The sequence below is a fragment of the Micromonospora sp. CA-244673 genome, assembly GCF_050948395.1.
Classification (GTDB): Bacteria; Actinomycetota; Actinomycetes; order Mycobacteriales; family Micromonosporaceae; genus Micromonospora.
The window spans coordinates 3,749,921-3,773,868 of the sequence record NZ_CP192019.1 but is presented as its reverse complement, the minus strand read 5'-3'; the positions used below and the strand labels follow the sequence as shown (position 1 = coordinate 3,773,868).

The window sequence follows — 23,948 nt, the reverse complement described above, 5'->3', positions numbered from 1 at the left end:
GGCCGGGGTACGACGGTCAGGCCGGGGACATCACCTCGAAGAGGTTGCCCGCCTCGTCGCGGAAGAACAGCCCCCGGGCGCACAGGGGATGGTCGGTGCGGCCGTTGTCCGGCGCCCCCGGCTCGCTGCCGTACGGCACGCCGGTGGCGCGCAGCCGGTCCAGGATCGCGTCGAAGGTGGCCGGGTCGACGTCGAAGGCCAGGTGGTGCCCCTCCGGCGCGGGCACGCTCATGAAGTCCAGGGTGAGCTGGTCGTTGACCCGGACCGGGGCGAAGTGGCCGTGCCGGCCCGCGGGCGGCAGCACCGGCAGGCCCATCACGTCGGCGAAGAACCGGGCGGCGGCGTGATGGTCGCGGGCCGGGACGATGGTGTGGTTGAGGGTGACGGTCATCGGCTCTCCTCCGGGGCGGCCGGCGCGAGCGCGCCGTGCAGGAACAGGTCGACCAGCTCGGGCGGAGTCGGCCGGTCGGCCGCCAGTGGTGGGCGGCCGGGCAGCAGGACGGCGAGGAACAGGGCGGCCAGCCGGTCGGCCGGCAGTCGCAGCCGATCCCCTTCCGGGAACAGGGCGGCCAGCCGGTCGGCCGGCAGTCGCAGCCGATCCCCTTCCGGCGCGAACAGGGCGGCGACCGCCGCCCGGGTGGCGGTCGCCGCCTCGTGGCGTGCGGCGCCGTCGCGCGGCGGGTGGTTCCCGGTCGCGGTTCGCCGGGCCCGGCCGGGGCGGCCGGCGGTGTGGGCGACGGCGATTACCGCGCCGAGCCGGTCCAGGTGGGCCAGCAGCGCCGTGGCGGCGGCGGTGAGCCGGTCGGCCAGCGGCCGGTCCAGCGGGATCGCGGCCAGCTCGGCGAGCACGGTGTCGGGGCGCAGCGCCTCGGCGACGGCGGCGTCGAGCAGGGCATCCTTGTCGGGGAAGGCGCGGAAGACGGTCGCCTCGCCGATGCCGGCGGCGCGGGCCACCTGGGCGGTGGTGACCGCGGCCCCGTGGGTGGCGAGCAGGGGCACCGCCGCCCGCACGATCATCGCCCGGCGCTGGTCGGGGCTCATGCCGGGCGCGCGCCGTCGCGGTGGCTGTGGATCGGTCATGCCGACCAGCTTGCGGAGTGAGTACTCACTCCGTCAAGGGACTATCCGCGCCGGCGGGCGCGGGCGGCCCAGATCGCGTACGCCGGGTCACGATCCAGGTTGTGCCGGTCCCGGTCATAACGGCGGGTGGTCCGCGGGTCGGCGTGCCCCATGGCGTCCTGCACGTCCTCCAGCGGCACCCCCTCGGAGCGGGCCGTCGTGGCGAACGCGTGCCGCAGCGAGTGCGGGGACAGCTTCGCCCAGGCGGGGATCCCGGCGGCCTGGGCGAGCCGGCGCACCAGCCGGAACACCGCGTGCCGGTCCAGCCGCCCCCCGGTCGCCGTGACCAGCAGCGGACCGGTCAGCTCCGGCACGGTCACCCCCTCGGTGGCAGCGCGCGCGGCCAGGTACGCGTCGATGGCGTACGCGGTGCCGGGGGTCAGCGCCCGCCGGCGTACCTTGCCGCCCTTGCCGACGAACCGGACGCTGCGGTGCCCGCGCTCGGCGCCCAGGTCGGCGAGGTCCAGCGAGACCAGCTCGCCGACCCGCAGCCCCAGGTCGGCCAGCAGGGCGATGGCCGCCCGGTTGCGCGCGGCCGTCGGACCCGTGTCCGCGTCGGCGGCGGCCAGCAGCGCGTCGACCTCGTCGGGGGTGAGCCCGATCGTGGCCGAGTGGTCCCGGTCGACCCGGGGACGGTCCGCGGCGGCGACCGGGTTGGCCTCCAGCGCGCGCAGCTTGACCAGGAAGTCGTACCAGCTCGACAGGGCGGACAGGCGGCGGGCCACGGTGGCCGGGGTGAGCGGGCGGCCGCCCCGCCCGCCCGGCGTGGACTCCAGCTCGCGCCCGTAGGCGTTGACGTCGAGGAAGCTGGCCCGCAGCGGGTCGAGGCCCCGGCCGGCGCACCAGCTCAGCCAGCCGGTGACGTCCCGCCGGTACGCGTCGCGGGTGTGCTCGGACAGCCGCCGGTTGCGCAGCCACGCCTCGGTGAAATCGGTCGGACCCTCGCCCAGGGCGGCGGGCACCGACCCGCGGGGCAGCACCTCGGGACGCAGCATGTGAGAAAGGCTCTCAGCCGTCCGGGCGATTCGCGACGAGGCGCGCCCGAGCGATCTTCCGCCGCCACCAGCCGGCCGCGTCCTCGCCGGTGCCCGGTCGGCTTCTGCCCGCCCGGCGGGCCGACACGACCGGGCCGCCGGGCCGGGCCGCCGCGGGTTCTCCGGCGCGGGATACCGTCACGACGTGCGTGCCAGCCGCCTGGTCTCCCTGCTGCTGCTTCTGCAGACCCGGGGCCGGATGACCGCCCAGGAGCTCGCCGACGCCCTGGAGGTGTCGGTCCGGACCGTCTACCGCGACGTCGAATCGCTCGGCGCGGCCGGCGTCCCCGTGTACGCCGACCGCGGGCCGGCCGGCGGCTACCGGCTGTTGGAGGGCTACCGCACCCGCCTGACCGGGCTGACCGCGCCGGAGGCCGAGGCGCTGTTCCTGGCCGGCATGCCCGGTCCGGCCGCCGACCTGGGCCTCGGGCCGGTGGTGGCGGCCGCCGAGCTGAAGGTCCTCGCCGCGCTTCCCGACGAGCTGGCCGACCGGGGCGGCCGGGCCCGGCAGCGGTTCCACCTGGACGCGCCCGGCTGGTTCCGGCACCCCGAACCCACGCCGCACCTGGCGGCGCTGGCCCGGGCCGTGTGGGAGGACCGGCTGGTGGAGATGCGCTACCGGCGCTGGCGCGCGCCGCGCGAGGTGACCCGGGTGGTCGCCCCGCTGGGCGTGGTGCTCAAGGCGGGCCGGTGGTATCTGGTGGCCCGCTGCGACGAGCAGCTGCGCACCTACCGGGTCGGCGCGGTCCTCGACGTGGCGATCTGCGACGAGCGCTACGAGCGGCCCGCCGACTTCGACCTGGCCGACTACTGGCGGGAGTGGACCGAGCGCTACGAGCGGGACGTCTACCGCGACCAGGCCCGGATCCGGCTGACCGTGGCCGCGCTGGAGTTCATGCCGTACGTCTTCCCGCCGGAGATGAGCCGGGCGGCCCGCGCGGCGGCCGGCGAACCGGGCCCGGACGGCTGGCTGGAGACCACCGTGCCGATCGAGTCGGTGCGGCACGCCCACACCGAGCTGCTGAAACTCGGCGCGGACGTGGAGGTGCTGGAGCCGGCCGAGCTGCGGGACCGCCTCACCGCCACGGCGCACGCCCTGGCCCGGCTCTACCCGGCGGCCCCGGAGACGCCGGCGGGGGCGGCCGGTTCCCCGGCCACCCCCGCTCGCACGGTCCCGTGACGGCCTCGGGCGTCCCTCTCCCCCGGCGCGTCTGATCGGGCAACTCCCCGGCGGGCGCCCGATCGGGCTGACGGCGGCGCCCCCGTCAGGCGCTGATCTCGCGGCGGCCGTTGCCCGCCGCGGTGACCGCGATCCGGCGCGGCTTGGCCCGCTCGGAGATCGGGATGCGCAGGGTGAGCACGCCGTTCTCGTAGCCGGCCTCCAGCTTGTCGGTGTCGAGGGTGTCGCCGAGGAAGAGCTGACGGGTGAAGGTGCCCATCGGCCGCTCGGCCGCCACCAGCTCGACGGTGTCGCCGCCGGCTCGGCGCCGCTCGGCGCGGACGGTCAGCACGTTGCGCTCCACCGTGCAGTCGATGCTGTCCGGGTCCACGCCCGGCAGGTCGAAGGCGGCGTAGAAGTAGTCGCCGTCGCGGTAGGCGTCCAGGTGCATGACCGCCGGCCGGGCCGTGGTGCCGAAGAACTGCTCGGTGAGCCGGTCGATCTCGCGGAACGGGTCGGTACGCATCAACATGGCCGTGCCTCCTCGGTTCTCCTGGCCGAAGGTGTTAAGTTGAGTCTGGGCGACTCAAGTTCTCGATTTCTGTTTTAGCGCGACAGGGCGGCGTCGTCAACCCACGCCGGCGGTGGCGTCGCCGGGGTCAGGGTCGCCAGTAGACGCCGTGCTCGCGGGTGAGCAGCAGGTCGTCGATGAGGTAGCGGCGCAGCGACACGTGGTCGGCCTCGCCGCCCTCGCACCACCGCCGCAGCGCGTCGTCGACGGCCCGTTCCGGATAGCGCACGCCCGGCTCGAAGGAGCGCTCGGTGATGTGCTCCAGCAGCACCCGGCGGCGCCCGCGCTGGGCCGGCAGCCGGGTCAGCGTGCCGTCCCGCAGAAACGTGCGCAGGATCGTCTCGCGGGGGTTCGCGGCCGGTGCCGGCGGGCCGCCGGCGCGGGCGAAGTCCCGCAGCCGCTCGCCGTCGACCCGCAGCCCGGCCCCGTCGTCGGTCAGCACGCCGACGTCGGTGAGCCGGCGGATCGCGGTGGCGGCGTCCCGGGCGGACAGCCCCGTGCGGGACGCGACGGCGGGGAGGTCTCCGGCGCCGAGCACGATCGCGGCGAACACGGCGCGGCGGCGCTCGTCGGCGAGCGCCCCCGCGAGGGCCTGTGCACTCATGACCGCAGCCTGCCAGCGCCCGCCCCGGGCGGCGACGGATTTTCCGCCGACCGCCGGACACGCGTCACCCGCCGGCGGCTCGGCTCAGGCGGGGACCGGCGCGGCGAAGTCGACGTCGGCGGTGTCCACCGTGCCGGCGGTCCGGCCCGGCGCGGAGTGGAAGCGCCAGTAGAGGTTGGTGTGGGCGATGACCTGCTCCGGCGGCGGGGCGCCGTAGGCGGAGAGGTCCTCCGTGGTGTGGGCGTCGGCCACCAGTGTCGCGTCGTAGCCGCGGGTGATCGCGCCGTGCAGCGTCGAGCGGATGCACGCGTCGGTCTGCGCGCCGGTCACGACCAGCCGGCCGACGCCGCGTGTGGCGAGGACCGACTCCAGGTCGGTCTCTTCGAAGGAGTCGCCCCAGGCCTTGTGCACCAGCGGCTCGCTGTCGCGGCGCGCCAGCTCGGGCACGTACTGCCACTGCTCGCTGCCGGTGGGCAGCTCCTCGCTGCGGTGCTGCACCCAGACCACCTCGACGCCGGCCGCGCGGGCCCGCTCGACGAGGGTGGCGATGTTGCCGACCACCCGGTCCCGGTCGTGCGCGTGCCGCACGACGCCGTTCTGCACGTCGATGACGAGCAGGGCGGTGTGCGGTCGGTCGACGAGCGTGCTCATGGCGCCTCCCTGGACGGGCGTTGGCTGGTCGGTGACCAAGCTAGCCCCGCCCACCGACATTCCGGCCGGTCAGATCCGGCCCGGCGGCGGCCCGGCCGCCAGGGTGACCCGGCGGAGCAGGTCGGACAGGACCCGTCGCTCGTCCGGGGCCAGTGCGCCGAACACCCGGAGCTCCTCGTCGCCGACCACCCCGATGGCGCGCCGCCAGGTGGCCCGGCCGGCGTCGGTGAGCTCCACGTCGATGCGGCGGCGGTCCACCTCGGACGGGATCCGCCGGACGAAGCCCCGGCGGACCAGCGCGTCCACCCGCGCGGTGATCGAGGCGGGCGCCATCCGCAGGTCACCGGCGATCTCCGAGGGCGCGGCCCGGCCGCCCCGGCCGGCGAGGGCGTGCAGGGTGCCGTACTCCTTCTCCTGGAGGTCCAGCTCGGCCAGCACCCGGTCCTTCACCTCGCGCAGATGCCGGCCGAGCAGCATCATCCGCACGACCGCCCCCTCCACGTCGGGGTCCAGGTCGGGCACCACGGGCAGCCAGCGTTCGATGTGCTGGTCGACGGGGTCGCGGTCGGTCACCCGACAACGGTACGCCGACGGCGAAATATTCGTTGTCGAAATATTCGACGTCGAAGTAGTCTGCGGAAGTGACGCATCCTCTCCGGCTCCGCGCCTTCCGACTGCTCTTCCTCGGCCGCACCGTCTCCGCGATCGGGGACGCCGTGGTGCCCACCGCGCTGGCCCTGGCCGTTCTCCGGGCCACCGGCTCGACCACCGCCCTGGCCGTGGTGCTCGGCTGCGCGATGGTGCCGCGGCTGCTGCTGCTCCCCCTCGGTGGGGTGGTCGCCGACCGCTTCGACGCCCGCCGCGTCGCCCTCGGCACCGACCTGGTGCGCTGCGTCGCCCAGCTGGTCGTCGGCATCGAACTGCTGGGCGGCGCCCCCACCCTGGCTCACCTCGCGATGGCCTCCGCCGTCGGCGGCGCGGCCTCGGCGTTCGCCATGCCGACCTCGTCCCCGCTGGTCGCCGGCACCGTCGGCGCCGAGGGCCGGCAGCGGGCCAACGCGCTGATGGGCGCCACCGGCAGCGCCAGCCGGCTGGCCGGCCCCGCCCTGGCCGGGCTGCTGGTCTGGACCGTCGGACCGGGGTGGGCGTTCGTGCTCGACGCCGCCTCGTTCGCGGTGAGCGCCGGGCTGCTGGCCGTCATCCGGGTGCGGCACGTGCCCGTCCCGCACCGGTCGCTCCGCGCCGACCTGGTGTTCGGCTGGCGCGAGGTCCGCGCCCGCGACTGGTACTGGAGCAGCCTGCTCGCCCACGGCGTGTGGAACGGCGCCGCCGCGGTGCTGCTCACCCTGGGCCCGGTCGTCGCCGTGGACCGCCTCGGCGGCGAGGGCGTGTGGGTGCTGCTCCAGCAGGCCGGCGCGATCGGCCTGCTCGCCGGGTCGCTGCTCGCCGCCCGGGCCCGCCCCCGCCGGCCGGTGCTGCTGGGCAACCTGGCCCTCGCCGCGTACGCGGCGCCGTTGCTGCTGCTCGCCGCCGCCGCGCCCGCCCCGGTGACCGTGACCGCCTACTGCCTCGCGCTGATCGCCCTCGGCTTCCTCAACCCGGTCTGGGAGACCGTCGTGCAGGGCCAGTTCCCGCCCGAGGTGCTCGCCCGGGTCACCTCGTACGACTGGCTCATGTCGCTGGGCGCCATGCCGCTCGGGTACACCCTCGCCCCGCTCGCCGCCGGGGCCTGGGGCGCCCCGGTCCCCCTCACGGTGGCCGGGGCGCTGGTCCTGGTCGCCTGCGTCGGGACGGCCGCCGTCCCCGGCGTACGCCGGCTGGGCTGGCCGGCACCGACCCCGCCGGCCGCCGCGGAGCCCGCGCCGGCCGGACGCTGAGGCGGAGCGGTCAGAGCCGGTGCCCGGTGGTGGCGTCCACGTGCCCGGGCACCTCGTCGTGCCGCTCGCCGACACTGGACGTGCCGGACGGCTCGAACATCAGGATCGACGCGCCGTCCGGCGCGGACGGCCGGTGCTCCACCCCGCGCGGCACCACGAACACCGCGCCGCGCGGCAGCACCACCTCACGTTCCGCGCCGTCCGTGCCGTCGCGCAGGGCGATGCGCAGCTCACCGTCGAGGACCAGGAAGAACTCGTCGGTGTGGTCGTGGGCGTGCCAGACGTGCTCGCCGGCCACCTTGGCGATCCGGACGTCGTAGTCGTTGACGGTGGTGACGATGCGCGGACTCCACAGCTGGTCGAAGCGCGCCAGGGCGGCCGCCAGCTCGGTCGGCTCAGGGTTCATCGGTCCATCCTCGCGCAGCGCCGCCGCTCACAGGGGACGGTGCATGACGTGCAGCCCCACCCGCCCGAGCGTGGGGTGCGCGAACGACTCGGGCACGGTGCCGACCACCGTGAAGCCGAGCCGCCGGTACAGCTCGACGGCGGCCGTGTTGGTCTCCACCACCGCGTTGAACTGCATCGCGGCGAAGCCCTGCCGCCGGGCCCAGTCCAGGGCGTGCTCGCACAGGGCCCGGCCGACCCCGCGGCCCCGGGCCGTGGCGGCCACCATGAAGCTGGCCGTTGCCACGTGCGCGCCCGGCCCCGGCCGGTTGGCGCCCATCTTGGCGGTGCCGAGCACCGCACCGTCCTCCTCGGCGACCACCGTGCGGCCCGGCGGCCGTTCCACCCACACCTCGCGCGCCACCTCGGCCGGCCACGTCGGGTCGTAGGGGTACGTCTCCTGGGCGACGATGACGTCCTCGACGATCGGCCAGACCTGGTCCCAGTCACCTTCGGCGTACTCCCGGATGCGCATCCCGGGCACGCTAGCCGGGCGGTCGCCCGCCGGGTACCGATTTCCGTCCGCCGTCGCGGGGCAGCGCGAGGAGGCGGGTCGGGACCATCATGGACGGGTGGCCGAACCCGTCACCGACCTCGACCGCCCCGACGCCGGGGCGCCCGACGCGCCGACCACCCCGCCACCCGGCCCGCGCACCGCCGCGCCGTGGCTGGTCGGCGGGGCCGTCACCGCCGTGCTGCTGCTGCTCGCCGGCCGCTACGGCTACCACCGCGACGAGCTCTACTTCCTGCTCTGCGGCCGGCACCTCGACTGGGGCTACGTCGACCAGGGCCCGCTCGTGCCCGTGCTCGCCCGGCTGGCCGACACCGTCGCGCCCGGCAACCTGGTGCTGCTGCGCACCCCGTCGGCGCTGATCGCCGGCGCCTCCGTGGTGCTGGTCGCGGCGATCGCCCGCGAGTTCGGCGCGGATCGCCGCACCCAGGTGGCCGCCGCCGTGCTCGCCGCCGCGTCCGGGATCGTGCTGGCCCCCGGTCACCTGCTCAGCACCACCACCGTCGACCTGCTGGTCTGGCTCGCCGCCGCCTGGTGCGCGGTGCGGATGCTGCGCACCGGAGACAGCCGCTGGGCGCTCGGCATCGGCCTGGCGCTCGGCCTGGGCATGCTCAACAAGCTGCTGCCCGCGCTGCTCGGCCTCGGCCTGCTGGCCGGAGTGCTGATCGCCGGGCCGCGCCGGCTGCTGCGCGACCGGTGGGTGCTGGCCGGCGCCGGCGTCGCCGTCCTGCTCGCCGTGCCCGATCTCGCCTGGCAGGCCGCGCACGGCTTCCCCCAGCTCTCGGTGGCCTCGTCGATCGCCGACGGCGACAGCTCCTACAGCGGCCGGCTCGACGCGGTGGTCCTCCAGGTGCTCATCATCAGCCCGTTCGCCACCCCGGTGTGGATCGCCGGCCTCGTCGTGCTGCTGCGCCGGCCCGGCTGGGCGGCCTACCGGGCGATCGGCTGGGCCTGGCTCGTGGTCTTCGCGATCGTGGTGCTCGCCGGCGGCAAGGGCTACTACGACGCCCCGCTGCTGCTCGTGCTCACCGCGGCCGGCGCGGTCCTCACCGCCGGCTGGGCGCGGCGCGGCGCGGCCCGGGCCCGCCAGGCGCTGCTCGCCACCGCCGCCGCCCTGATGGTCGCCAGCAGCGCGGTCCTCCTGCTGCCCACCCTGCCCGCCGACCGGCTGCCCGGCTTCGTGGTCGACGTCAACTACGACGCGGGCGAGACCATCGGCTGGCCGGCGTTCGTCGACTCCGTCGCCGCCGTGCACCGGGCCCTGCCACCCGAGGAGCGCGCCCGGGCGGTCGTGCTCACCGGCAACTACGGCGAGGCCGGCGCCCTGGCCCGCTACGGCCCGGCCCGCGGCCTGCCCCGGGCCTACTCCGGGCACAACAGCATGGCCGGGTTCGGCCGCCCGGCCGACGACGCCGACGTGGTGATCGCCGTCGGCTGGGAACGCCCCGACCGGCTGCGCGCCTGGTTCACCGAGGTCACCGAGGCCGGCCGGATCGACCAGCGCGTCGACGTGGACAACGACGAGAACGGCGAGCCGATCTTCGTCTGCCGCGGCCTGCGCCGGCCCTGGTCCCAGATCTGGGAGAGTGAGGTGAGCCACGCCTCCTGAGCGGCGGGGGCACGGCCGCCGGGCGACCGGTGGGGCCGGGCCATACTTGTCGCCATGCTCTGGGGTGTCAGCGGACCGCTCTTCCTCCTCGACTACCTGGGGGCGGTCGCCGTGGCCCTCGCCGTCGCCCTCGCCGCGCGAGAGCTGACCGGCCGGCGGGCCCGCGGCGCCGTCCCGGACGCCGTCGAGCTGGCCTACCTCACCGACCGGGCCCTGCTGGCCTGCCAGGTGGGCGTGGCCGCGCTGCACCGCGCCGGCGTCGTACGCCTCGGCGAGCTGGCCACCCTGTCGGTGGACGGCCCGCCGCCGCCCCGGTCTCCGGCGCTGGTCCGCGCCCTGCACGGCGCGCTGCGCCGGCCGCAGACCTGGGCCGCCGTGCTGGCCGACCCCGGCGTCGGCCGCGCGCTGCGCCGGCTGGTCGGCCGGCTCGTCCGGGACGGCTGGCTGCTCACCCCGGCGCAGCGGCGACGCATCGCGCTGGGCACCCTGCCGCTGTTCGCGGTCGCCGCGGTCGGGGTGACCCGGCTGGTGGAGAGCGCCGTCGAGGGGCGGAACGCGGGCGGGCCGGCCTCCGTGGCGGGCCTGCTGCTGTGCTGCCTGGCCACCGCGCTGGGCGGCTGGTGGCTGTGCGAGGTCCCGGAGACCGGCGCGGCCGCCCGCCGGCTGCTGCGGCGCCAGCGCCGGGAGCACGCCGAGCTGGACCCGCAGCGGCGGCCGACCTGGCGCGACCGGGGCGCCGACCAGCTGCTGACCGCGATGGCGCTGTTCGGGCCGCGCCCGTTGCTCGCCGTGGACCCGGGCTTCGCCGTGCAGGTCGGGGTCGACCCGGAACGCAACCGCCCCACCCCGGAGCCCAAACCCGCCCGCCGCTGAGCCGAGGGGGCCGGCGCCTCCCCTGCCCGGCGCCGGCCCGTCCGGTCAGCGCAGCTCGTCGGCGGAGCGGATCACCCGCGCCAGGTCCCGCACCTCGGGGTCCTCGGTGGCGGCGGCCGCCCCGTCCGCGATGGTGGCCAGGTCGGCCAACCGGACCGGCCCGTCGGACCGCTCACCCCGCAGCGTCTCGGCGAACCAGGCCGCCGCGTAGCAGGCCCGCAACCGCGGTGACGCCGCCGTGAAGCTCCCCTGCACGTCGGCGACGGTCACCGACCCGTACGTCTCGGCCGGCGTCCGGTCGGCCGGGTCGGTCCAGCGCACCTGAACCTGGGCGATCCGGTCCGACGGGGACGCGCCCTCGGCGAGCCGGACCGCGTACAGCGCGGTGACGCTGTGCCCGGGGCCGACCTCGCCACCGTCGACCCGGTCGTCGCGGAAGTCCTCGTCGGCCAGGGCCCGGTTGTCGTAGCCGACCAGCCGGTAGGAGCGCACCGCCTGCGGCGCGAAGGTCACCTGCACCTTGGCGTCCAGCGCCCGCACGATCAGCGTCGCCGGCAACTGCCGCACGAACACCTCGCGGGCCTGTTCCCGCTCGCTGACGTAGACGGCGAAGCCGTCGCCCCGGTCGGCGAGCTGCTCCATCAACGTGTCGCCGTAGTCGCTGCCCACGCCCACACCGAGCAGGGCGATCTGCTTCTCCGCCTCGGCGCGCACCCGCCGCAGGATCGGTTCCGCGTCGGTGCTGCCGACGTTGGCCAGCCCGTCGGAGAGCACGATCACCCGGTTCGTCCGGCCGGAGCGGAAGCCGTCGCGGGCCACCCGGTAGCCGAGCACCAGGCCGGCCTCCAGGTTGGTGCTGTCCCGGGTGTGCAGCGAGTCGATCGCCGCGTGCAGCGGCCGCGCGTCGGCGACCGGGGTCATCTCCCGCACCACCCGGGCCCGGTCGCTGAACTCGACCACCGCAATGGAGTCGGTGGGGCGCAGCTGGTCCACCAGCGTGTGCAGGGCGTCGCGCACCAGGTCGAGCCGGCCCGGCTCGCCCATCGACCCGGAGACGTCGATGACGAAGGTGAGCGCCGCGTCGGGGCGGCGTTCCCCGTCCTCGGCGCGGGTCTGCAGCCCGACCCGCAGCAGCCGTTCGTCGCCGCCGGCCTCGTGGGTCTCCGGCAGGCGGGCGCCGTCGACGTGCACCGCGAAGCCGTCGCCGGCGGGCTGCGGGTAGTCCTGGCGGAACGAGTTGACGAACTCCTCCGGCCGCACCGCGCCGCGCTCCGGCAGCCGGCCATCCATGATCAACCGGCGGGCGTAGCCGTACGAGGCGGTGTCGACGTCGACGGCGAAGGTGGACAGGGGGTCGTCGGAGGCCCGGGTCCCGTCGCCGGACCAGGGTGCGGCGGCGTCCGGGCGGGCCGGCCCGCCGGCCGCGTCGCTCTGCTGCTGCCCGCGGGCCGGCCCGTGGGCCGTGCCGCTGCGCTGATCGCCGCCGTCGGCGGTGCAGGCGCCGACCGTCACGGTGGTGGCCAACGCCGCCAGCAGCAGCACCGACCGTCTGATGTGGACCATGGCTCCTCCGCGAGGCTGGGGTACGGGTCGTGGTCATCGACGCAGGGCCACGACCCGCCGATCCCGCCGTGATCGAGCCGATACCCAAGCGCGACCGTCGTGACCGATCCGTGCGGGGGCCGTGACCTGAGCGGCCCCGGCGGGCGGCCCCTCGGCGGGCGGCGGCCCGGTGGATGCGGCAGAGTGGGCCCACGGCCGGCGGTGGCCGGTACGAGCAGGAGGTGAGCCGTGGACGGCCCGACCGGGGTGGTGTTCCCCGCGACCGGCGACGGCCGGCGCAGCACGACCGCGCTGGGGCGGGCGGTGGTCGCCGACGCCCTGCGCGCGGTGGACCCGGTCGGCGCCCGCTCCGCCGAGCACGAGACCGACTGGCGGCACGGCTACCTCGGCCACTTCCGCCGGCTCGTCGAGGCCGGCCTGCTCTCCCGCGAGGCCGCGCTCACCGTCGCCCGGGACGGGCTCGCCGGCCTGCACACCCGGATGCGCTACGTCCCCGCCGACGGCGGCGAGGTCGCGCTGGACGAGGCGTTCGCGCTGCCCGACGGTGAGCCGCCGCTGGAGACTGCCACGGTCACCGGCGCCGGGCCGGTGGAGCGCGAGCTGTCCGTGCCGTACCGCGGGCAGCGCCTGCGCGGCGACGACCTGCGGCGCCGCCTCGACGCCTGGGTGGACGCGGGCGTGATCGAGCCGAGCTGCGCCGAGGCCGTCCTCGCGGTGCAGGCCAACCCGGACTGGCTGGACCTGCGCGACCAGCGGATCGTGGTGCTCGGCGCGGGCGCCGAGATGGGCCCGCTGCCGTCGGTGCTGCGCTGGGGCGGCGACGTGGTCGCGGTCGACCTGCCCCGCCCGGAGATCTGGCGCCGCCTGCTGCGCACCGCCCACCGGCACGGCGGCCGGCTGCACCTCCCGGTGCGGCCCGGCACCGGCGACGGCGACGCCGCCCTCGCCGCCGGCGCCGGCGCCGACCTGCTGCACCGCCTGCCGCAGGCGGCCCGCTGGCTCGACGGCCTGGACGGCCCGCTCGTGCTCGGCAACTACGTGTACGCCGACGGCGCGACCAACGTCCGGGTCGCCACCGCGGTCGACGCGCTCACCGTCCACCTGGGGCGCCGTCGCCCGGACACCGCGCTGGCCTTCCTGGCCACCCCCACCGACGTGTACGCCGTGCCCGCCGAGGCCGTGGCCCACGCCGAACGCGGGTACGCCGCCCGCGGCCTGGCGCGACGGTCGCTGCGGCTGCTCTCCGGCGGCCGGCTGCTGCACCGCAACTACCCGCCCGGCGCGGACCCCGGCGTCAACGACAGCCTGGTGCCGCAGCAGGGGCCGAACTACGCGCTGGCCAAGCGGCTGCAACGCTGGCGGGCGGCCGTGGCCCGGGACACGGGCGCGACCGTGTCGTTCACCGTGGCCCCGCCCACCCGGACCCGCTCGGTGCTGCGCAACCGCGCTCTCGCGGCCGCCTACGCGGGGGCGCACCGGTTCGGCATCGAGGTGTTCGAGCCGGCCACCAGCAACACCCTGATGGCCGCGCTGCTCGTGCACGACCTGCGCACCGGCGGCGGGCCGGCCCAGGACCACCCGTGGCGGGACGAGGCGTACGCGGCGGCGCACGGCGGCCTGTGGCGGGTCCCGTACGCCCCGCGCAGCGCGCTCGGCCTGGCCGTGCTGCTGGGGCTGGGCGGCGCACGGGCCTGACAGGTTTCCTTCTCTCGGGCGCCGGGAAGGCACCGACATGGCCGAGACCTTCGCAGATCAGGACCTGACCACCCTGCGGTCCATCGCGCGCGGGGCCGGAATAACGGACACCGAGCGCATGCCGCACGACGAGCTTGTCGACATGTTGCGCCGCGCGGGGCTGGCCGATCCGGACGCCCGGCCGGTGGACACGAGTCTGGCCGATCCGGGTGACCCGGGCGTGCCCGGCGTGTACCACGCGCAAGGCGTCGGACGGCGGGAGTCCGCCGGCGGCGCGGGCGGGCAGACCGCCGACTGGCCGGACCAGCCGACCGAGGATCCGGCCGGGCTGTCGGGGCTGCCCCGCAGCAGCCTGAGCCTGGGTGACGAGAGCACCGGCGGGCGCGCCGCCGAGGAGGCGATCGGCGCCCGGCCCGGGGAGTCCGGCACCGAGATCGACGACCGCACCGAGGACGACCGGGGCGTGCGGGGCGACATCGAGGATCCGGCCGGGCTGTCGGGGCTGCCCCGCAGCAGCCTGGACCTGGGTGACGAGAGCACCGGCGGGCGCGCCGCCGAGGAGGCGATCGGCGCCCGGCCCGGGGAGTCCGGCACCGAGATCGACGACCGCAACCAGCCCTGACCGGCCGTATCCGCGAGCCACCCCCGCAACGGGTGGCTCGCGGAGCATTGTGGATGTTAATCCTGTTTAGTCACTCAACGCACGTCTGTTCCGTCTGGGTCTAGCATGCCTCCTTTTCCGGATATGCGAATGGTGAAAGTTCGGCCCTTCCCCTCACCTTCGAATCGGGACATACGCTCACAAGCTCCCCAATAGCCTCAGCCGGTGGCTTCTCGCATCTCGTTCGACGGGCTCCCCGGCGGTCCGCACCCTCCGATGACAACAGTCCCGTTCCGACCCGGCCGCCCGGTCTTCGTCGATGCCACCGGCGCCCGCCGGCAGCGGATCCGGCGCGCGGGCGTCCTCGTCGCGGTGGCCTCGCTGAGTTACCTGCCGATGGCCGCCGCCGCTCTGCTGCCGGGCCCGGCGACGCCGATGCTGCCCGGCCCGATCTCGGTCGGCGGCGCACCGAGCGGCGGAGCCACCCGCCCACCCGTCCTCGCCCCCTCGCCCGGGACCACGACGCCGCGACCGGCGCCGCCGTCGACGGAACCCGCCGGCGTGCCACCGGCGCCGGCCGCCGCGCACCGCGTGGCCCGCACCGCGCGCCCGGCGCCGCGGCAGGTCGCGCCCGCCCCGGTCGTCGCGCCTCCGGCGGGCCGGCCCACCACCCCGGCCACGTCGCCGACCCCACCGCTGGAGGACCCGGCGCCGCCGGTCACCCCGACGCCGCCCGCGACCACCGAGCCCGACACCACCCCGCCGACCGTGCCCGCCCTGCCCGGGACCGGCCCGGAGGTCGTCGGATGACCCTCCCGAACCGTCGGACCGCCGGCCGCTTCGTCGTCGCGTCGCTGGCCCTGGTGGTCGGGTCCGTGCTGCTGGTCGAGGCGTACGCGAACGCCGCCTTCCGCCCCGACCACGTCCGCGACGCCGAGGACCAGGTCACCGTGCCCACGGAGATCCTGCGCGGCGGGCCGCTGCTCGACGCGCGGGGCGACGAACCCCACACCTATCGGCTGCCCGCGCGGACCATCGCCCTCACCTTCGACGACGGGCCGGACCCGACCTGGACCCCCCGGGTCCTCGACGTGCTGCGCCGGCACCACGCCCCGGCCACGTTCTTCCTCATCGGGTCCGAGGTGGCCCGCCACCCGGACCTGGCCCGCCGTGCCGTGGCCGAGGGGCACGAACTGGGCGTGCACACCTTCACCCACCCCGACGTCAGCCTGCTGCCCGCCTGGCGGCAGCGGATGGAGTACGCGCAGACCCAGATGGCGATCGTGCACGCCGCCGGGGTCCGCACCAGCCTGCTGCGCTTTCCGTACTCGTCGCTGCCCAGCGCCGTCGACGACGCGAACTGGCCGGTGATCCAGCGGGCCGCCGGGCAGGGCTACCTGACCGTGGTCAACGACCTCGACGGCGAGGACTGGGCCCGGCCGGGCGTGGACGCCATCGTGCGGAACCTGACGCCCGCCGGCGACGCGGGCGCCGTGGTGCTGCTGCACGACGCCGGCGGGGACCGGTCGCAGACCCTCGCGGCCCTGGACCGGTACATCCCGCTGATGCGCGCCCGCGGCTACACCTTCACCACGATCAGCGGGGGTCTGAACCGGGCCCGACCGGAGGCGGCCGCGTACGCCGGCAACGTCCGGGCGTCCACCGGGGACCGCTGGCGGGCCGCCCCGGTCTACTGGGCGATCCGGCTGGCCGACGGGATCCTGCGCGGCCTCGCCCTGCTCTTCGTGGTCGTCGGGCTGCTCATGCTGACCCGTACGCTGCTGCTGCTCCTGCTGGCCCGCCGGCTGGCCCGGAGCCGGCGGGTGCACCGCTGGCCCTGGGGGGTGACCCACGCGCCGGTCTCGGTCATCGTGCCGGCCTACAACGAGCGGGCCGGCATCGTCGCCACCGTCCGGTCCCTGGTCGCCAACGACCACCGCGGGATCGAGGTGATCGTGGTCGACGACGGCTCGACCGACGGCACAGCCGACCTCGTCGACTCCCTCGGCCTGCCCGACGTCCGGGTGATCCGCAAACCCAACGGCGGCAAGGCGACCGCCCTCAACACCGGACTCCTGTACGCCTCGCACGACATCATCGTCACCGTCGACGCGGACACCGTCTTCGAGCCGGACGCGATCCGGCGGCTCGTCGAGCCGTTCACCGACCCGCGCATCGGCGCGGTGGCCGGGAACGTTAAGGTCGCCAACCGGCACCGGCTGCTCGGCCAGTGGCAGCACATCGAGTACGTCATCGGCTTCAGCCTGGACCGCCGGTTCTACGAGAAGCTGGGCTGCATCCCCACCGTGCCCGGGGCGATCGGCGCCTTCCGCCGTCGCGCGCTGACCGAGGTCGGCGGGATGAGCGGCGACACCCTGGCCGAGGACACCGACGTCACCATGGCGGTCCTGCGCGCCGGCTGGCGCGTGGTGTACCAGGACCGGGCCCGGGCCTGGACGGAGGCGCCCGCCTCGGTGGGCGACCTGTGGCGGCAGCGCTACCGCTGGAGCTACGGCACCCTCCAGTCGATGTGGAAGCACCGCGGCGCCGTGCGCGACCAGGGCGCGGGTCGCCGGTTCGGCCGCTTCGGGCTGCCCATGCTCGCCCTGTTCGGCGTGCTGCTCCCCCTGCTCGGGCCGGTGCTCGACCTGCTCGCCGTCTACGGACTGTTCTTCCTGGACACCACGAAGACGGCCGTGGCCTGGCTGGTCATGCTGGGCGTGCAGCTGCTCACCGCGGCGGTGGCCTTCAAGCTGGACCGGGAGCCGCTGCGCCCGCTGCTCACCCTGCCCATCCAGCAGTTCGCCTACCGCCAGCTGATGTACCTGGTGCTGGCCCGGTCCATGGTCACCGCGCTGACCGGGGCGCGGCTGGGCTGGCGCCGCGTCAAGCGGGCCGGCGAGGCGGTCGAGCAGGCGCCCGTGCCGTCGGACGCCGGGGCACGGCCGGGCCGGGACCGCTGGTTCGACACCCTGCGGGCCCTCGCGCTGGGCCGGGTCATCGCGTACCACATGTTCGGGGCCGCCTGGCTGAGCTTCGTCTTCCCCGCCATGGGGGTGATGTTCGCCCTCGGTGGTTCCCTGATGGCCCGCTCGCTGGACCGTACGCCGGAGCGGGCGGTCAGCGGCCGGCTGCGTCGCCTGCTGCCGGGGCTGTGGGCCCTGGCCCTGGTGCTCCTGCCGCTGATGCTCTGGCACGGCTGGTCTGACCGGCCGGCCTGGCCGGCGCTGCTGAGCTGGGCGGTGCCGCTGGTGCAGCCGCCGGGCAGCGAGTGGGCGGCGGACGTGACCGGGGTGCTCTGGTACCTGGTGACGTACCTCTGGCTGGTGCTGCTCTCCCCCGCGATGCTGGCGCTGCACCGGCGGTGGCCGCTGGTGTCGGTGGCCGTGCCGCTGGCCGGCGTGGTGCTGCTCCAGACCGCCGCGCCGGGGTTCGACGGGCCGGTGGAGTCGGTGCTGACCGACCTGGTCACGTTCGCCGCCTGCTGGCTGGTCGGCTTCGCACACCAGGATCGCCGGCTGCGCCGGCTCCCGCTGCCGGCGCTGCTCGGTTTCGCGGCCCTCTGCCTGGGCGTGGGCGCCGGCTGGCTGGTCACGCATCCGGAGGCGGGACGCGATCTCAACGACATCCCGGTGGCGCAGGCGTTCTGGTCGCTCGGATTCGTGCTGCTGCTGCTGCGCGCCGCGCCGCCGATGGGCTGGCTGTCCCGGCTCCGGCCGCTGGACCGGCTGGTGACCGCGCTGAACAGCCGCGCGCTGACCATCTACCTCTGGCACAACGCCGCCATCGCGGTCTGCTTCGCCGTGGGCGACCTGATCGGCGTCTGGCGGGTCGGCCAGGTGGGCTACCTGGCCGTGGCCCTGGTGCTGATCATCGGCCTGGTGCTGGCCCTCGGCTGGATCGAGGACCTCAGCGCCCGGCGGCCACCCCGGCTGCTGCCGTGGCCCCGCCGCACGACCGGTCGGCAGACGGCGACACCGCCCGTCTCGCGTCCCACCACGGTGGAACGCGAACCAACCCCGGTGAGGATGTGAAGCTGTGCAACACGCACATTCAAATCGTCATAACCAGTTAAAAATGTCGCATACTTGACTCACGTTGGCGGTCGGCCCACCGGGCCCGCCGCCACCGGAGACGGCGTCACCGAGGGCCGGCAGGCCACGGCGACGCGAAGGCGGTGATTGGGGTGATCACCGCGGCCGGCACGGGTCTCGCCCTCCTACGGGCCCGTGCCGGCCACCCCCGAACTCACGACGCCTGACCCCTCGCAGAATCAGAAGCGGAGCGAAGATGGCGATGCGGCACCCGCCGACCCCGGCGGAACAGGAGCTGTGGAACGCGGTGGTGGCCGGGGTGCGGGCGGCCGACGAGTCGGACCTGGCCGGCGTCGACGCCGCGGTCGACCGGCTGGCGCGACTGCCCCACCCGTGGGCGTACCACGTGCTCGGCGACACCGCCGCGCTGCTCGTCGAGGAGCTCGACCCGGACGGCCAGGACGTCTGGCCACTGCTCGCGGCGCAACTCGACGACGACGCTCCCGCCTCGACGGCCCGGCGCCGGATGTCGCCGTACCCCGGCGGCCGGCGGCCGACCCAGGCCGGGGTCCGCGAGCCGGAGGCGCTGCGCCGGCGACTGCTGCTCATCGCCCGGCTCGCCGACGCCACCGAGGTCGGGGTCGGCGCGTTCCTCGACGTCGCGATCGCCGACAACGCCGCCCGGGCGCGCCGGGCGCCGGCCCACTCACTCCCGCACTGCCGCCTGGGCCAGTGAGGCGACCTACGCAAGGAATTCCTCGTCCCCGGCTCGCCCGGGGCCCTTGCGTCGGCCAGCGGGATGCACACGACGTCACCGCTGGCGGTACGCCGTCCAGACCGCGAGGCAGAGGCCGGCGGTGCCGGCGAAGGCCACACCGGACCGCAGGACGGCGTCGGCCAACTGGTCGGTGCTGACCCAGACGATGAATCCGGTCCAGCTGGCCACCAGCAGCGCGGTGACGAACACGAGGGCGAGGAACAGGGCCTTGTGGCTCGGGAGGAGCCGCCCGCCCGGGTCGCCGGGCGGCTGCGGCGCGGGCGCCGAAGCGGGTACGGCCATGGTGACGAGGTCCTTTCGATCGACGGCGGTTCGGGCGGACTCGTTGCTGACGGCGAACCCGGCTGCACCGGGGTGCGGGCTCGCTCAGTCCCCTCTGGATCCGCCACTGGTGGGTCACTCCTGCTGCGGACCCTAGGTCCGGCCGATGCGCGGCCCTGGGCGACCGACCACGGGACGGAGAACTGCGGCTTCTCGTGCGCCTCCGGCGTCCCCGACGACGGCGCCACGGGTCCGCTGGCGCATCTTCGGCCAGTCCTCGACCGTCTCCCGCACGTCGGTCAGCACCCGCTGCGGCTCCCGGCGTGGGCTCCTCTCGCTCGCCGGGGTCCCGGCGCGGGCCGATTTCGATCGGCATCCAGCTCTCGACCAGATCCCCGGCGATCGTCCGGCGACGCGGGCTGTGGACTGCCGGGCACTCGGCCGCGACCGGGGATACACCAAAAGCGTCATTATGGTGTGGGTAAGTTTTGCCCGTATTGTCCGGACGCCTTAACTGATTGGTGTTACCGGTAATCCGCTAATTGGCGAGCCGGCTCGTGGCGGGGAAAAGAGGTGGACGGGTTGGTGCTCGGCTTGTAGCTTGCAGTTGCCCGTGACTCGGCCTGAGGAGGTGAGACCCATGAACGCTGTAGCGATGTGGGTGCTCCCCCGTCCCGTCACGGTCGGGCGACTGACGTAGGTGTCGCCGGGAGCGCCTCCCCACCAAGGCACTCCCGGAAGGCAACACCTATGGACTCTGTGCGGTTCACCCCCCAGCCGTCGTCGACGTCGCCGGCCTCCGGCGCCGATCGTCCGCCCGTCGCGTTCGACGTGATCATTGCCGGGTGCGGGCCGACCGGCGCGATGCTGGCCGCCGAACTGCGGCTGCACGACGTGCGGGTACTCGTCCTGGAGAAGGAAACCGAGCCCGTGTCATTCGCCCGCATAGTCGGTCTGCACATCCGCAGCATCGAGCTGATGGCCATGCGCGGGCTGCTGGAGCGCATGCTCGAACGCGGACGGCGGCGTCCGGCCGGCGCCTACTTCGCCGCCATCGACAAGCCCGCGCCCGAGGGCCTGGATTCCGCGCACGCCTATCTGCTGGGCATCCCGCAGCCGGTCATCGTGCACCTGCTCGAGGAACACGCGATCGAACGGGGTGCGCAGGTCCGGCGCGGTTGCGCGCTGGCCGGTCTCCAGCAGGACGACGACGGGGTGACCGTCGAGCTGGCCGGCGGGGAACAGCTGCGTTCGCGCTATCTCGTCGGCTGTGACGGCGGGCGCAGTACGGTGCGCAAGCTGCTCGGCGTCGGCTTCCCCGGCGAGCCCTCGCGGACCGCGACGCTGATGGGTGAGATGGAAGTGGGTGTGCCGCAGGAGGAGATCGCCGCCAGGGTGGCCGCGGTCCGCGAGACCGACAGGCGATTCAGCATCGGGCCCGCGGGCGTCGGGGTCTACCGCGTCATCGTCCCCGGCGCGGCGGTCGGCGATCGTGGGCAACCGCCCACCATCGAGGATTTCCAGCAGCAGTTGCGCACCATCGCCGGAACCGATTTCGGCGTGCACTCGCCGCGCTGGTTGTCCCGCTTCGGCGATGCCACCCGGCTGGCCGAACGTTACCGGGTCGGGCGGACGCTGCTGGCCGGCGACGCGGCGCACATCCATCCGCCCATCGGCGGCCAGGGCCTCAACCTGGGCGTCCAGGACGCGGTCAACCTCGGCTGGAAACTGGCCGCACAGATCCGCGGCTGGGCGCCGGAAACACTGCTGGACACCTACCAGGCCGAACGTCATCCGGTGGCCGAGGACGTGCTGGACAACACCCGCGCCCAGATGGAACTGCTGTCCACCGAACCGGGCCCGCGGGCCGTGCGCAGGCTGCTCACCGAACTGATGGACTTCGACGAGGTGAACCGCTATCTGCTCGAGAAGATCACCGCGATCGGCATCCGCTACGACTTCGGCGCGGGCCCCGACCTGCTGGGCCGCCGCCTGCCCGACATCGGCGTGAAGCAGGGCCACCTCTACGGTCTGCTGCACCGCGGTCGCGGCCTGCTGCTGGACCGCACCGAACGCCTGACTGTCGGCGGCTGGGCGGACCGGGTCGACTACCTCGGGGACCCCACGGCGGCACTGGATGTTCCGTGCCTGCTGCTACGCCCCGACGGCCACGTCGCCTGGATCGGCGACGATCAGCAGGGCCTGGACGAGCACCTCTCCCGCTGGTTCGGCAACCCCAACTGAGCTGAAGCTCAGCGGCGTCGCCAGGGCCACCATGGGCGACGCCTCGGCGCGGGCGGGACGGCCGCCGGGTCGGTGGCCACGGCCACCCGCTCGGCGGCGGCCCGCTCCCGGGCGGCCCGCCAGTCGCGGACCACGTCGTTGGCGTCGACCGGGCGCACCACGACGCGCGGCCCGGTGGGCGTGCGCAGCCAGGCCACCACCTCGGTGTTGAGGGCGGCCACGTACGCCCGCACCGACTCCTCGGTGGGCAGGTCGCGGACCTCGTCGGGGAGCTGCTCGATGCGGCGGCGCAGTTGCAGCGGGGTGGGCAGGAGGAGATCGCCCGGAAGCTGTTCGCGCTCCAGGAAGCTCCGGATCCACCAGCCCTCGTCGTAGGGCAGGTCGCGGCCCGGGATCGGCTTGCCGGCCCCGGGCAGGTTGTCGAACTCGCCGCGCTCCTGGGCCGAGCGGATCTGCGCCTCGACCGCGGCCTCCCAGCCTGTCGTCACCGCCGTCACCTCCCGTTCCCACCGTATCCGCCGGTCATTGACCTGGTGGTACAGCGCGGACCCGGACTCGGCTGTTCCCGCCCCGGTGTCACCGGGGCGGGAGTGCGGCACCGGGACACGGTCGTCGGCGCAGCGGGATCGCGCCGGCGGGTGCGGTCGCCGCCGGAAGGGACGGCGGGGATGAGAGACGACAAAGGCAAGGAGGTCACTCACTCCTTGCCACTCTCAACATATAGCGCACCGGGGGTCTTGCGGCAAGACCGGGGTCGTGCCGCAGAATCGTCCGCCGAGGCCAGAACCTGCGGAAATCGGTGATTCGTGAAGTACGCGGGACTCTGTTGACATTCCACCTCCGGAACAGGGGTTTCATGATCGACGTGATCATTGCCGGCGGTGGCCCGACCGGCCTGATGCTGGCCAGCGAGTTGCGGCTGCACGGCGTGCACGTGGTCGTGCTGGAGAAGGAGGCCGAACCCACCCCGTACGTCCGCGCGCTCGGCCTGCACGTACGCAGCATCGAGGTGCTGGACCAGCGCGGTCTGCTGGAGCGGTTTCTCGCGCTCGGCCGGCAGCACCCGCTCGGCGGCTTCTTCGCCGGCATCGACAAACCCTCCCCCGACCGGCTGGACACCGCGCACGGCTACGTGCTCGGCATCCCGCAGACCACCACCGACCGCCTGCTGGCCGAGCGCGCCGCCGAGCTGGGCGCCGACCTCCGCCGCGGCTGCGAGCTGATCGGGCTGAGCCAGGACGACGACGGGGTGACCGTCGAACTGGCCGACGGCACGCGGCTGCGTTCGCGGTACCTCGTCGGCTGCGACGGCGGCCGCAGCACGGTGCGCAAGCTGCTCGGCGTCGGCTTCCCCGGCGAGCCCAGCAGGGTGGAGACGCTGCTGGGCGAGATGGAGGTGGCGGTGCCTCCGGAGACCGTGGCCACGGTGGTCGCCGAGGTTCGCAAGACCCACAAGCGGTTCGGCGTCGGGCCGTTCGGAGAAGGCGTGTACCGGGTCGTCGTGCCCGCCGAGGGGCTGGCCGAGGACCGCTCCGTCCCACCGACCCTCGATGAGGTCAAGCGGCAGCTGAGGGCCTTCGCCGGCACCGACTTCGGCGTGCACTCACCGCGCTGGCTGTCCCGTTTCGGCGACGCCACCCGGCAGGCCGAGCGCTACCGGGTCGGCCGCGCGCTGCTGGCCGGCGACGCGGCGCACATCCACCCGCCGACCGGCGGCCAGGGCCTCAACCTCGGCGTCCAGGACGCGTTCAACCTGGGCTGGAAGCTGGCCGCCGAGGTCAACGGATGGGCGCCGGAGGGGCTGCTCGACAGCTACCACACCGAGCGCCACCCGGTGGCCGACGACGTGCTCAACAACACCCGAGCCCAGATGGAGCTGTTGTCTCCCGAGCCGGGCATCCGGGCGGTGCGCCGGCTGCTGTCGGAACTCATGGACTTCGAGGACGTCAACCGGTACCTGATCGAGAAGATCACCGCGATCGGGTCCGCTACGACTTCGGCGAGGGGCATGAGCTGCTCGGCAGGCGGATGCGGGACGTCGGCCTGAAGCGGGGTCGCCTCTACGAGCTGACGCGTGGCGGACGTGGACTGCTGCTCGACCAGACCGGCCGACTCTCGGTCGCCGGGTGGGCCGACCGGATCGACCACGTCGTCGACCTCAGCGACGATCTGGATGTGCCCGCCGTGCTGCTGCGACCGGACGGTCACGTGGCCTGGGCCGGCGAGGACCAGGCTGGTCTCCTCGGCCAGATCCCGAGGTGGTTCGGCGCGGCCACCGGCTGAGCGGCGGGCGCGGCGTACAGTCCTGGTGGGCCGGCGG

The 23,948-nt window shown here is 75.0% G+C and carries 22 protein-coding genes and 1 pseudogene; 11 read left to right on the top strand and 12 right to left on the bottom strand.

Features of this window, described 5'->3' with window-relative positions; all coding sequences use genetic code 11:
* Positions 1 to 16 precede the first annotated feature (16 nt).
* Genes ACQP12_RS17535 through ACQP12_RS17525 form a run of 3 tightly spaced genes read right to left on the bottom strand, consistent with a single transcriptional unit; the run spans position 17 to position 2,114 of the window.
* A complete protein-coding gene (locus ACQP12_RS17535) occupies positions 17 to 391 on the bottom strand; it encodes a VOC family protein (protein WP_433280194.1) in 375 nt (124 codons plus the stop codon).
* A complete protein-coding gene (locus tag ACQP12_RS17530) occupies positions 388 to 1,080 on the bottom strand; it encodes a TetR/AcrR family transcriptional regulator (RefSeq protein ID WP_433280192.1) in 693 nt (230 codons plus the stop codon). Before ACQP12_RS17530 ends, ACQP12_RS17535 begins: the two co-directional genes overlap by 4 nt.
* 41 nt (positions 1,081 to 1,121) lie before the next feature.
* A complete protein-coding gene (locus ACQP12_RS17525) occupies positions 1,122 to 2,114 on the bottom strand; it encodes a tyrosine-type recombinase/integrase (protein WP_433280190.1) in 993 nt (330 codons plus the stop codon).
* 184 nt (positions 2,115 to 2,298) lie between these two features.
* On the opposite strand from ACQP12_RS17525, the gene ACQP12_RS17520 reads away from it, so the two are divergent.
* Positions 2,299 to 3,333 (top strand): helix-turn-helix transcriptional regulator, encoded by a 1,035-nt coding sequence (locus tag ACQP12_RS17520; protein ID WP_433280188.1) that lies wholly within the window; start codon positions 2,299 to 2,301, stop codon positions 3,331 to 3,333.
* Positions 3,334 to 3,418: 85 nt separating this feature from the next.
* Here ACQP12_RS17520 and ACQP12_RS17515 read toward each other — a convergent pair whose 3' ends face one another.
* From ACQP12_RS17515 to ACQP12_RS17500, 4 genes are all read right to left on the bottom strand, one after another.
* Positions 3,419 to 3,844, bottom strand: a complete 426-nt coding sequence (locus ACQP12_RS17515) for an Hsp20/alpha crystallin family protein (RefSeq protein WP_357946567.1) — start codon at positions 3,842 to 3,844, stop codon at positions 3,419 to 3,421.
* A 127-nt stretch (positions 3,845 to 3,971) separates the two neighbouring features.
* Entirely contained in the window at positions 3,972 to 4,487 is a 516-nt protein-coding gene (locus ACQP12_RS17510; protein ID WP_433280186.1) for a DUF2087 domain-containing protein, read from the bottom strand.
* Positions 4,488 to 4,571: 84 nt separating this feature from the next.
* On the bottom strand, positions 4,572 to 5,138 hold the full coding sequence (locus ACQP12_RS17505; protein WP_433280184.1) for an isochorismatase family protein: 567 nt from the start codon (positions 5,136 to 5,138) through the stop codon (positions 4,572 to 4,574).
* 69 nt (positions 5,139 to 5,207) lie between these two features.
* A complete protein-coding gene (locus ACQP12_RS17500) occupies positions 5,208 to 5,711 on the bottom strand; it encodes a MarR family winged helix-turn-helix transcriptional regulator (RefSeq protein WP_357946575.1) in 504 nt (167 codons plus the stop codon).
* Between the two features lie 68 nt (positions 5,712 to 5,779).
* On the opposite strand from ACQP12_RS17500, the gene ACQP12_RS17495 reads away from it, so the two are divergent.
* Complete coding sequence (locus tag ACQP12_RS17495) at positions 5,780 to 7,015, top strand: MFS transporter (protein ID WP_433280181.1); 1,236 nt, start codon at positions 5,780 to 5,782, stop codon at positions 7,013 to 7,015.
* Between the two features lie 10 nt (positions 7,016 to 7,025).
* On the opposite strand, the gene ACQP12_RS17490 is transcribed toward ACQP12_RS17495, so the two are convergent.
* Both ACQP12_RS17490 and ACQP12_RS17485 read right to left on the bottom strand, forming a co-directional pair.
* A complete protein-coding gene (locus ACQP12_RS17490) occupies positions 7,026 to 7,421 on the bottom strand; it encodes a cupin domain-containing protein (RefSeq protein WP_433280179.1) in 396 nt (131 codons plus the stop codon).
* Between the two features lie 27 nt (positions 7,422 to 7,448).
* Positions 7,449 to 7,934, bottom strand: coding sequence for an N-acetyltransferase family protein (locus tag ACQP12_RS17485; RefSeq protein WP_433280177.1), 486 nt, complete (start codon positions 7,932 to 7,934; stop codon positions 7,449 to 7,451).
* A gap of 97 nt (positions 7,935 to 8,031) precedes the next feature.
* Between ACQP12_RS17485 and ACQP12_RS17480 the strand changes: the two genes are divergently transcribed.
* Positions 8,032 to 9,579, top strand: a complete 1,548-nt coding sequence (locus ACQP12_RS17480) for an ArnT family glycosyltransferase (RefSeq protein WP_433280175.1) — start codon at positions 8,032 to 8,034, stop codon at positions 9,577 to 9,579.
* A 54-nt stretch (positions 9,580 to 9,633) separates the two neighbouring features.
* Complete coding sequence (locus tag ACQP12_RS17475; RefSeq protein ID WP_433280173.1) at positions 9,634 to 10,452, top strand: TIGR04222 domain-containing membrane protein; 819 nt, start codon at positions 9,634 to 9,636, stop codon at positions 10,450 to 10,452.
* 45 nt (positions 10,453 to 10,497) lie between these two features.
* Here ACQP12_RS17475 and ACQP12_RS17470 read toward each other — a convergent pair whose 3' ends face one another.
* The gene (locus ACQP12_RS17470) at positions 10,498 to 12,015 is read right to left on the bottom strand and encodes a YfbK domain-containing protein (RefSeq protein WP_433280171.1); all 1,518 of its coding nucleotides are present in this window, start codon (positions 12,013 to 12,015) and stop codon (positions 10,498 to 10,500) included.
* Positions 12,016 to 12,243: 228 nt separating this feature from the next.
* Here ACQP12_RS17470 and ACQP12_RS17465 point away from each other — a divergent pair, with 228 nt between their 5' ends.
* The 5 genes from ACQP12_RS17465 to ACQP12_RS17445 all read left to right on the top strand — a co-directional run bounded on the left by ACQP12_RS17465 (position 12,244) and on the right by ACQP12_RS17445 (position 19,081).
* Positions 12,244 to 13,710 carry a hypothetical protein gene (locus ACQP12_RS17465; protein WP_433280169.1) on the top strand — a complete coding sequence of 489 codons (1,467 nt, stop codon included), beginning with the start codon at positions 12,244 to 12,246 and terminating at the stop codon, positions 13,708 to 13,710.
* A gap of 37 nt (positions 13,711 to 13,747) precedes the next feature.
* Positions 13,748 to 14,332 (top strand): hypothetical protein, encoded by a 585-nt coding sequence (locus ACQP12_RS17460; protein ID WP_433289577.1) that lies wholly within the window; start codon positions 13,748 to 13,750, stop codon positions 14,330 to 14,332.
* A gap of 255 nt (positions 14,333 to 14,587) precedes the next feature.
* On the top strand, positions 14,588 to 15,121 hold the full coding sequence (locus ACQP12_RS17455) for a hypothetical protein (protein WP_433280168.1): 534 nt from the start codon (positions 14,588 to 14,590) through the stop codon (positions 15,119 to 15,121).
* Positions 15,118 to 18,345, top strand: a complete 3,228-nt coding sequence (locus tag ACQP12_RS17450) for a glycosyltransferase (RefSeq protein ID WP_433280166.1) — start codon at positions 15,118 to 15,120, stop codon at positions 18,343 to 18,345. The genes ACQP12_RS17455 and ACQP12_RS17450 overlap by 4 nt, the downstream gene beginning before the upstream one ends.
* A 256-nt stretch (positions 18,346 to 18,601) precedes the next feature.
* Positions 18,602 to 19,081, top strand: coding sequence for a hypothetical protein (locus tag ACQP12_RS17445; protein WP_433280164.1), 480 nt, complete (start codon positions 18,602 to 18,604; stop codon positions 19,079 to 19,081).
* 75 nt (positions 19,082 to 19,156) lie between these two features.
* On the opposite strand, the gene ACQP12_RS17440 is transcribed toward ACQP12_RS17445, so the two are convergent.
* On the bottom strand, positions 19,157 to 19,405 hold the full coding sequence (locus ACQP12_RS17440) for a hypothetical protein (RefSeq protein WP_357946605.1): 249 nt from the start codon (positions 19,403 to 19,405) through the stop codon (positions 19,157 to 19,159).
* Between the two features lie 843 nt (positions 19,406 to 20,248).
* Here ACQP12_RS17440 and ACQP12_RS17435 point away from each other — a divergent pair.
* Complete coding sequence (locus ACQP12_RS17435; protein WP_433289317.1) at positions 20,249 to 21,628, top strand: FAD-dependent monooxygenase; 1,380 nt, start codon at positions 20,249 to 20,251, stop codon at positions 21,626 to 21,628.
* Positions 21,629 to 21,636: 8 nt separating this feature from the next.
* On the opposite strand, the gene ACQP12_RS17430 is transcribed toward ACQP12_RS17435, so the two are convergent.
* Positions 21,637 to 22,116 (bottom strand): DUF1992 domain-containing protein, encoded by a 480-nt coding sequence (locus tag ACQP12_RS17430; protein WP_433280162.1) that lies wholly within the window; start codon positions 22,114 to 22,116, stop codon positions 21,637 to 21,639.
* Between the two features lie 368 nt (positions 22,117 to 22,484).
* Between ACQP12_RS17430 and rox the strand changes: the two are divergent.
* Positions 22,485 to 23,911, top strand: a pseudogene (rox, locus tag ACQP12_RS17425) (rifampin monooxygenase).
* Positions 23,912 to 23,948: the final 37 nt, after the last annotated feature.